At 63.4% G+C, this 7,783-nt stretch carries 5 protein-coding genes and 4 pseudogenes; 4 read left to right on the plus strand and 5 right to left on the minus strand.

Features of this window, described 5'->3' with window-relative positions:
- Positions 1-21: 21 nt before the first annotated feature.
- On the plus strand, positions 22-987 hold the full coding sequence (locus EOA24_RS20730) for an alpha/beta hydrolase (protein ID WP_126081281.1): 966 nt from the start codon (positions 22-24) through the stop codon (positions 985-987).
- Here EOA24_RS20730 and EOA24_RS20735 read toward each other — a convergent pair.
- The gene (locus tag EOA24_RS20735) at positions 984-2,006 is read right to left on the minus strand and encodes a LacI family DNA-binding transcriptional regulator (RefSeq protein ID WP_126081282.1); all 1,023 of its coding nucleotides are present in this window, start codon (positions 2,004-2,006) and stop codon (positions 984-986) included. The genes EOA24_RS20730 and EOA24_RS20735 overlap by 4 nt on opposite strands.
- Positions 2,007-2,235: 229 nt before the next feature.
- Between EOA24_RS20735 and EOA24_RS20740 the strand changes: the two are divergent.
- A pseudogene (locus EOA24_RS20740) lies at positions 2,236-3,182 on the plus strand (sugar kinase).
- Positions 3,179-4,465: a D-tagatose-bisphosphate aldolase, class II, non-catalytic subunit gene (locus EOA24_RS20745; protein WP_126081283.1), complete on the plus strand. Its 1,287-nt coding sequence runs from the start codon at positions 3,179-3,181 to the stop codon at positions 4,463-4,465. The pseudogene EOA24_RS20740 and the gene EOA24_RS20745 overlap by 4 nt, the downstream one beginning before the upstream one ends.
- A gap of 100 nt (positions 4,466-4,565) precedes the next feature.
- Here the strand turns inward: EOA24_RS20745 and EOA24_RS20750 are convergent.
- Positions 4,566-5,040: pseudogene (locus EOA24_RS20750) on the minus strand (NAD(P)-binding domain-containing protein); the annotation flags it as partial.
- On the opposite strand from EOA24_RS20750, the pseudogene EOA24_RS20755 reads away from it, so the two are divergent.
- Positions 5,028-5,312 (plus strand): annotated as a pseudogene (locus EOA24_RS20755) (LysR substrate-binding domain-containing protein); the annotation flags it as partial. The pseudogenes EOA24_RS20750 and EOA24_RS20755 sit on opposite strands and share 13 nt — an antisense overlap.
- A 736-nt stretch (positions 5,313-6,048) precedes the next feature.
- Here the strand turns inward: EOA24_RS20755 and xth are convergent.
- The 3 genes and pseudogenes from xth to EOA24_RS20775 all read right to left on the minus strand — a co-directional run.
- On the minus strand, positions 6,049-6,819 hold the full coding sequence (gene xth / locus EOA24_RS20765; RefSeq protein ID WP_126081285.1) for an exodeoxyribonuclease III: 771 nt from the start codon (positions 6,817-6,819) through the stop codon (positions 6,049-6,051).
- 93 nt (positions 6,820-6,912) lie between these two features.
- Positions 6,913-7,518, minus strand: coding sequence for a general stress protein (locus EOA24_RS20770; protein ID WP_127249189.1), 606 nt, complete (start codon positions 7,516-7,518; stop codon positions 6,913-6,915).
- 22 nt (positions 7,519-7,540) lie between these two features.
- Positions 7,541-7,783 (minus strand): annotated as a pseudogene (locus tag EOA24_RS20775) (PepSY domain-containing protein); the annotation flags it as partial.

Raw genomic sequence — 7,783 nt, forward strand, 5'->3', positions numbered from 1 at the left:
CTGCTGGCCTAAGGCGCTCCCATGCCGACATCGCCCGTATCGCTCGATCCACAGGCGCGGAAGGTCCTCGACCTTGGCCGACAGGCGCATGAGCCGCCCTTCGAGACCGGCACGCCCGAGCAGGCGCGACGCGCCTACGACGAAGGCTTTCCGAGCCTGCAAGGCGAGCGCGAGCCTGTCGCTTCGGTGCGCGAACAAACCATCGCCGGGCCCGGTGGCCGTCTCAACCTTCGCGTTTATCGCGGGCAGGGCGCGCCGGCGGCCGACGCGCCGGCGCTGCTCTACCTGCACGGTGGCGGCTGGGTGATCGGCAATCTCGATTCGCATGACGAGATCTGCCGCTGGTACGCCAACATCGCCGCCTGTGTTGTCGTTTCGCCGGACTACCGGCTGGCGCCGGAGCACAAGTTTCCGGCTGCGGTCGAGGATTGCCGTGCCGTTCTCTCCTTCATGCAGGATATGCCCGGCGGGCTTGGCATCGACGCCAGCCGCATCGCCGTCGCCGGCGACAGCGCCGGCGGCAACCTCGCCGCGGTGCTGGCGCTGCTTGCCCGCGATGACAAATGCCGTCCGACCGCGCAGCTCCTGTTCTATCCCAACACCGATGCCGCCCAAACGGCGGACAGCTATCGCCGCTTCGCCGAAGGTTTCGGCCTGACGGCCGCGACCATGGCCTGGTTCCGCGACCACTATGTCCGTGACGCGGTCGACATCAATGACTGGCGCGTCTCGCCGCTAAAGGCCAACAGCCTTGCCGGCGCGGCGCCGGCCTTCATCGCCATTGCCGGCCATGACATCCTCGCCGACGAGGGCGAGGCCTATGCAAGGCGGCTCGAGATGGACGGCGTCCCGATCGTGGTCAAACGCTGGCCAGGGCAGATCCATGGGTTCGTCTCAATGGGCCGCCATGGTCCGGCGTCGCGTCAGGCGGTCGAGGCTGCTGTTGCGGCCTGGCGCAATTTCGATCCGGCGTTTGAAGGGGTCTAGGCCGATTGGCGCATTACAAGCGTTGCGTCGAGGCTGACCTTTGGCGTCACGGCGGCCGCATCCTCGTCGAGCATCGCAAGCAGCGTCTCGACACTGCGGCCGGCCATGGCGGCGAAATCCTGCGCCATGGTGGTGAGCGCTGGGCAGGTGTAGCGGCTGAGTGGATGATCATCATGGGCTGCGATGCGCAGGTCGCAACCCGGCTTACGGCCCACCTTCAACCCTTTCGAGAAGGCCGCCGCCATGACGCCGAAGGCCAGGCGGTCGTTGGCGCACAGGATGGTCTTGCCCGGCAGGCCGCCATTGCCGAGCAGCTTCTCCGTCTGCTCGTAGCCGATGCGCTCGAACTCCCAAGTATAGTCGTCGGTGTCGCCGAAGACGATCGGCTCGAATCCCAGTCGCTGCATCGAGGCGACATAGCTGCTCAATCGTTCCGCCGAATTGTGATTGACGTGCGGGATGTCGAAATAGACCGGGGCATCGCCGGAACGGCAAAGGTAATCCACGATCGTCGCGACGCTTTTTGCGTTGTTATTGCCAACAAATGGCGTATCACCTTCCAGGAAAGTGTCGAAATAAACAATCGGGATGGTCTGCGTGAGCTTTTCCAGGGTTCTCTGATCGGATCGTTTGCCCAGCGGCGCGATTAGCGCGCCGGATACCTTCAGCGACAAGATGGTTCGGGTGGCTTCAATCTCGAGCTCGGTCGAGCCATGCGAGGAAATGACGACCGGCCAGTAGCCTTCGTCGCGCAGCCTGAGCTCGATGCGGCTGACCATCTCTGAATAGAACGGGTCGGTCACCGTCGGCACGACAATGCCGATGCTGCGCGTGCGCTTGCGATTGAGATTGCGCGCGAAGAGGTTCGGCTGGTAGTCGGACGAGCGCAGCGCATCCTCGATACGCTTGCGCGTTGCCGGCTTGACGCTGGTCGGATCGTCGAAGAATTTCGACAGTGTCGGTCTGGAGACGCCGCAGGAGCGGGCGAAATCCTCCATGGTCTTGTGCGTCATCGACATTCAAAGCCCTCGCGCCACGGATTTCCCGCCTGGTCCATGCGCCGTCCCGGCGCCTTCCATACGGTGCGCCGACCCGGGACTGCAAGTTCAAAAACTTTACAGGAAGCGCTTCAAGTTTCAATTCGCTGACGAAAATTATTGCGTTCGTAAATTTATTAATTGACGTGAAGAAGGACGCGCCTTATTCCGCTTCGAGGTGATGCCACGCGGCAAATGCCGGGAGGCCGTGATGAAGAAGCTGGTTTCCGCCGGCGAGATCCTCGTCGAGATATGGCGGATCGGACCGGCCAGAGCTTTCTCGAACCCGGGCCACTGGTGGGGCCGTTCCCATCCGGCGCGCCAGCGATCTTCATTGGCCAAGCGGCAGCGCTTGGTCAGCCAGCGGGGCTTATCGGGGCCGTCGGCAGGGACGATTTCGGCCAACTGAACATAGACCGACTGCGCCGGCTCGGCGCGGACGTTTCGGCGATCGCCACCCATGGAGGCCACGCAACTGGCACCGCCTTCGTCACCTATAGAGCCGACGCTTCCAGGCATTTCGTCTTCAACATCCGCAACAGCGCGGCGGGCCTGTTGGCCATCGATGATGCCGCAAGACACTTGCTTGCCGACGCCGACCATTTTCATGTCATGGGCTCGTCGCTGTTCTCGGAAAAGGCGACCGACGTTGTGCTCGCCGCGACCGCGGCCGTGAAGGCCAGGGGCGGCACCGTGTCCTTCGACCCCAACGTCCGGCGCGAGATCATGCAGGACACCGGCATGAGCGAGGCGCTCGACAGGGTGTTGGCGCAGACCGACGTCTTTCTGCCAAGCGGCAACGAGTTGCTCCTGTTCTCTTCAGCGGGCGACGAGCAGGGCGTGATCGCCGAGCTGCTTGGTCGGGGCATAGCCTGCATCGTGCTGAAGAGAGGCGCTGCCGGCGCCGTCTATCACGATCGCCAGCGCTCGGTCGCAATGCCCGGATTCGCCGTCGAGGAAGTGGACCCGACTGGCGCCGGCGACTGCTTCGGAGCCGCCTTCGTATGCTTCTGGTTGCGCGGCGCCGCACCTGCCGAGGCGCTGCGCATCGCCAACGCCTGCGGCGCGCTGGCCGTGACGCGGAAGGGACCCATGGAAGGCATTCACCGGCTCGCCGATGTCGAGGCTTTCATAGCCGGGGCCGGTACACGCGCATGAGCTCCGCGACCAAGAGACTTGCGGCCATCGGCGCGCGGCGGGCGGCGGGCGGCAAGGGAGGCATCACCTCGATCTGCTCGGCGCATCCGCTGGTGATCGACGCGGCGCTCCGCCACGGCGCGCTGCATGGCGCGGATGTCCTCATCGAGGCGACCTGTAACCAGGTCAATCACGAAGGCGGCTACACCGGCATGGCGCCGGCCGCCTTTCGCGGCCTCGTCGAAACGTATGCCGGCAGGGCCGGTCTTCCCCTCGATCGTCTGATCCTCGGCGGCGACCATCTTGGACCCAATCCCTGGAAGCACGACTCCGCTGCCGGGGCGATGCGGAAAGCGGCCGCGATGATCGACGCCTATGCGGCCGCCGGGTTCACCAAGCTGCATCTCGACACCAGCATGGCCTGCGCCGACGATCCGGTGCCGCTCCCCGACGAGACGATTGCCGCCCGCGCGGCTGAGCTTGCCAAGGTCGCCGAGGCGGCGGTCGCGCGCGCCGGCGGTGAGAAACCCGTTTACATCATCGGCACCGAGGTGCCGGTGCCCGGCGGCGCGCTCGAACCGCTCGAGCACACGCATGTGACCGAGCCTGCCGACGCGCTCCGCACGGTCGAGGTCCACCGCAAGGCTTTCTCTCGCCTCGGCCTCGATGGCGCCTTTGACCGGGTCGTCGGCGTCGTCGTCCAGCCCGGCGTCGAATTCGGCAATGCCGATATCGTCGCCTATGCGACGGAGAAAGCGACTGAGCTGGTCACTGTGCTGGAACGCATGCCGCAATTCGTCTTCGAAGCGCACTCGACCGACTACCAGCCCGCGGAAGCGCTTGGCATGCTGGTGCGTGACGGTTTCGCCATCCTCAAAGTCGGCCCGTGGCTGACATTCGCGCTGCGCGAGGCGCTCTACGGCCTCAGCCACATTGCCGACGAACTGGCGCCCGATCCGTTGCGTGAAACCCTGCCGGCGGCCATGGAGCGCGTGATGCTCGCCTCGTCCGGCAACTGGCAGAAATACTATTGTGGCACGCCCGACGAGCAGCGTCTGCGGCGGCATTTCTCCTTCAGCGATCGCATCCGTTACTACTGGCTGGCGCCGGAAGCGCAGCGCGCAACCGGAGCGGTGCTGGCCGCGCTTGGCGACAGGGAGATTCCCCGCCCGCTGATCAGCCAATATATTGGCCACCTCGATGTCGAGGTCGGCGCGGGCCGCATCAGACCGACCGCGCATGGGCTTCTGCTCGGCAGCGTGACGCGCGTGCTCAATATCTATCGCAACGCCACGAACCAGTAAGCCGTCTTCGCTGCCGGACCTCGGATTTGACTTAGCCCGCGTGGATCTCTCATGGAGGGGCTCGCGCAAGCCGCACCTCTGACAGTGGACAGCAAATCCATTACGGTTCCTTCTTGAACAGGTCCTGGAAGATCAGCGGGCCCCAAGTGCGGCCGCGTGCGTGCACGAGCGCGCCACCCTCGTTGAGCTTTCCCAGCTTGACGGGCGCGAACCCGAGTTGTCTGGCCAAGGCCGCGACGTGAGCGGCCGCGTCCTCGTCGTCGCTCGACAGAAAGACGACCCTGGCCGCCCTCGACGACCGGATCGGTAGCCAGGGTGGCCGCAACCAGGTGATTGAAGCCTTTCGCGAGCTTGGCGCCGGTGAACGCCTTCGCGACGAAAGCGGAGGACGGGAGACCGTCCAGCTCTTCAGGGACCGGAAACGCGTTCGTGGCATCGATGACTGTCTTGCCTTCCCAGCTCGGCAGAGCCTTCGCAACGTCGCAATGATTCCCGAACGGAACCGCCAGGATGATGGTGTCGGCCTCGAGCGCTTCCCGCAGCGACTTGGCGACGACCGTCGGTCCAATCGCCCGGGGTTCCGTTCAGGGTCACGGATGCCGAGGCGCAGATCGTCGCGGTGCGGCAGGGGCTCGGGATGACGACTCTGCCGTGCTTCGTGGGAGATGCCGACCCCCTGCTGGCGAGGGTGCCGGGTACCGACCTGCACATGTACGGAACGCTCTGGCTTCTCACACAGGGAGAGGCACGCAAGACGAAGCGCGTGCGGCTCTTCACGGAATTCGTATCCCGCAGGCTTGCCGCCTACGCTCCGCTTCTCGCGGGATTGTCCGTATCGGGCGACTGATGCCTACCAGGCCGTCGGCGACGCTTGCAATGGACAGGTGCCGCAATCGAACATGCGTGGGACAGGACGCCGACCCCCTCGGTGTTGAGCAACGTCATGGCGAACTATGCGGGTTCCTTACACGGACCAACGACGCTTTGGCCTTGAAGCGCCTGATGACTATTTGAAATCATTGATTATTAGGAAAATTCTGGCTGAGAGAGCGTTTTTCTAACTATCAGTTAAAGCGTTGAATCTATTCGCATTTTCTTATCGCTTGTTACCCAGTTTGTTACACAGCCGCGGATGACCGTTATGCCTCCCGTCCGCCTATGCGTTCGCTACCCCAACTCGTGCAGAAAAGTTGACATGGCGGCGGTCTTTTTTCCTCCTCGACGACGCCGTGCGGGACAGCACAGGGGCCCTGCGAGATTCTGTCGATGGCTTCGGAGAGGTCAGCAGCTTCGATCGCGGTCCGGCGATCGGCAGATCTGATGACATGACGCCCTGATAGAGAGGGCGAGAACGCCGGTACAGGTGCGCAATCCGGATGCATCGGGAGTTGAAACTCGCGATGGTGCGCCTTCGGAGCGCAACTTCGTGTCCTGCTCGTGAGCGGCATTCTCTGACGGGTTGAGGCGTGCGGTCATATCTGGAACAAACCTTGGCATCTTGAGGCCTCCTTCAGAGGTTCGACATGAAGCGTGGGCGACGGCTGCCAAGCAGGCTTTCTGCAACTGCGATAGCGCAAAAGGTTTTAACCGACGTCGACCCAGGCAGGGGCGTGATCGCTTGGCTTTTCCCACCCACGAGTCTCGACATCGACACCTGCGGCCATAAGGCTTTCCGCAAGTGACGGGCTCACGAGCAGATGGTCCATCCGCAGGCCTGAGCTTCGGTCGTAGCCGCCGCGATAGGAAAAATTCCAATAGGTGTATATGCCCTTGTCCGGATGGATATGGCGCATCGCATCCACCCAGCCCAAGCTCAGCATGTGCGCATAAGCTTTCCTGCTTTCGGGGAAGAAGACAGCATCGCCCAGCCAACGCCTGGGTACTGCAGCATCTATCTCAGTGGGCACGACGTTGTAGTCACCACAAAGCACGGCGCGCTCGCCCAACAGCGATCGGCTGTAGTCGACGAGACGGTCGAACCAGCGAAGCTTGTAATCGAATTTGGGGCCTGGCGCGGGATTGCCATTGGGCAGATATATGCAGCCGACGATGAGACCGTCGATCTCTGCCTCCAGATAGCGGCTGTGCGTGTCATCGGGATCGCCAGGCAAGCCACGGCGGCGTTCGACCGGATCCTTCCCGCGCACCAATATCGCCACCCCGTTGTAGGATTTCTGGCCGTGCCAGATCGCGCCGAAGCCGGCGTCCCGTATTGCCTCGATGGGAAAATTCTCGTCGGACGTTTTCAGCTCCTGGAGGCAAACAACGTCATAATCGGCCTCGCCAAGCCACTTCAGGAGCACGGGGAGTCGGCCGTTCACACCATTGACGTTGAAGGTCGCGATCCGGGTCATCCCCTCGGCTCCGACGTGGGCAATCCAAATGCCGGACGCCTCGCTCGCGCGGCAAGAAAAAGCCCCGCCGAGAGTTCGACGGGGCCGCATTTCTTAGAGCGGTGTGGTTCGCCGAACACGATCTCGTTCAGCCTCAATGTCGTCATAAGGCTCCGCGGCAGCATCAAATCCTGTCCATCCCCCGGCCTCGTAAGCGCTACGCCGCTCGTCAAGATTGACGGCACGCTCTCCACGCAGGATCCGTTCAGCTTCGCCGGTTAGCCGATCATCCACTCTGGCAGTCACCAGACTGCCGCCGCGGCGCACGCCCTCGGCATAGACATGTGCATCACGTTCCGAAACACCGGATTCCGTGAGCGCCCCGACGATGCCGCCGGCGGCTCCGCCCACCACAGCGCCGCCGACCGCGCCTACAGCCGTAGCTGCTAGCCAACCTGCCGCCACGACGGGTCCCACTCCCGGGATGGCCATGATCCCGAGCCCGGTAAGGAGCCCGCCCGCGCCGCCGACGAGCGCCCCAAGGCCGGCGCCGGCGGCGGCATCTTCACCGGCGTCTGAAGTTTCATCCTGCCGATACCGATTGTCGGAATTGTTGGCCACAATGCTGATGTCGTCTCGCGGCACACCGATCGCTTCGAGTTCGCTTACGGCGTCAGCGGCGTCCTGATAGTCATCGAAAAGTCCGGTGACAGTCGTCATGTTTCACTCCATTTCTGAATGGTTATTGAGCGCCGGCAACAACGTTGCCTTTGAAATCGAGCGCGACGGCAACCTGCTTTCCGTCTTTCTCGGCGGTGCCGCGCCAGATGCCCTGGTCATCCTTCGTCAGGGCGCTGACCTTCGAGAAGCCGGCATCCTGGATCCGCGACTTCGCCTGCGCTTCGGTAAAGCTGTTTGCTCCAGGCACCGGGGCGGATGCGTTCTGGTCTGTGTCTGTCGCCGCAGGTGCGGTGCTGGTCGTTGC

The organism is Mesorhizobium sp. M2A.F.Ca.ET.039.01.1.1 (assembly GCF_003998035.1).
Classification (GTDB): Bacteria; Pseudomonadota; Alphaproteobacteria; order Rhizobiales; family Rhizobiaceae; genus Mesorhizobium.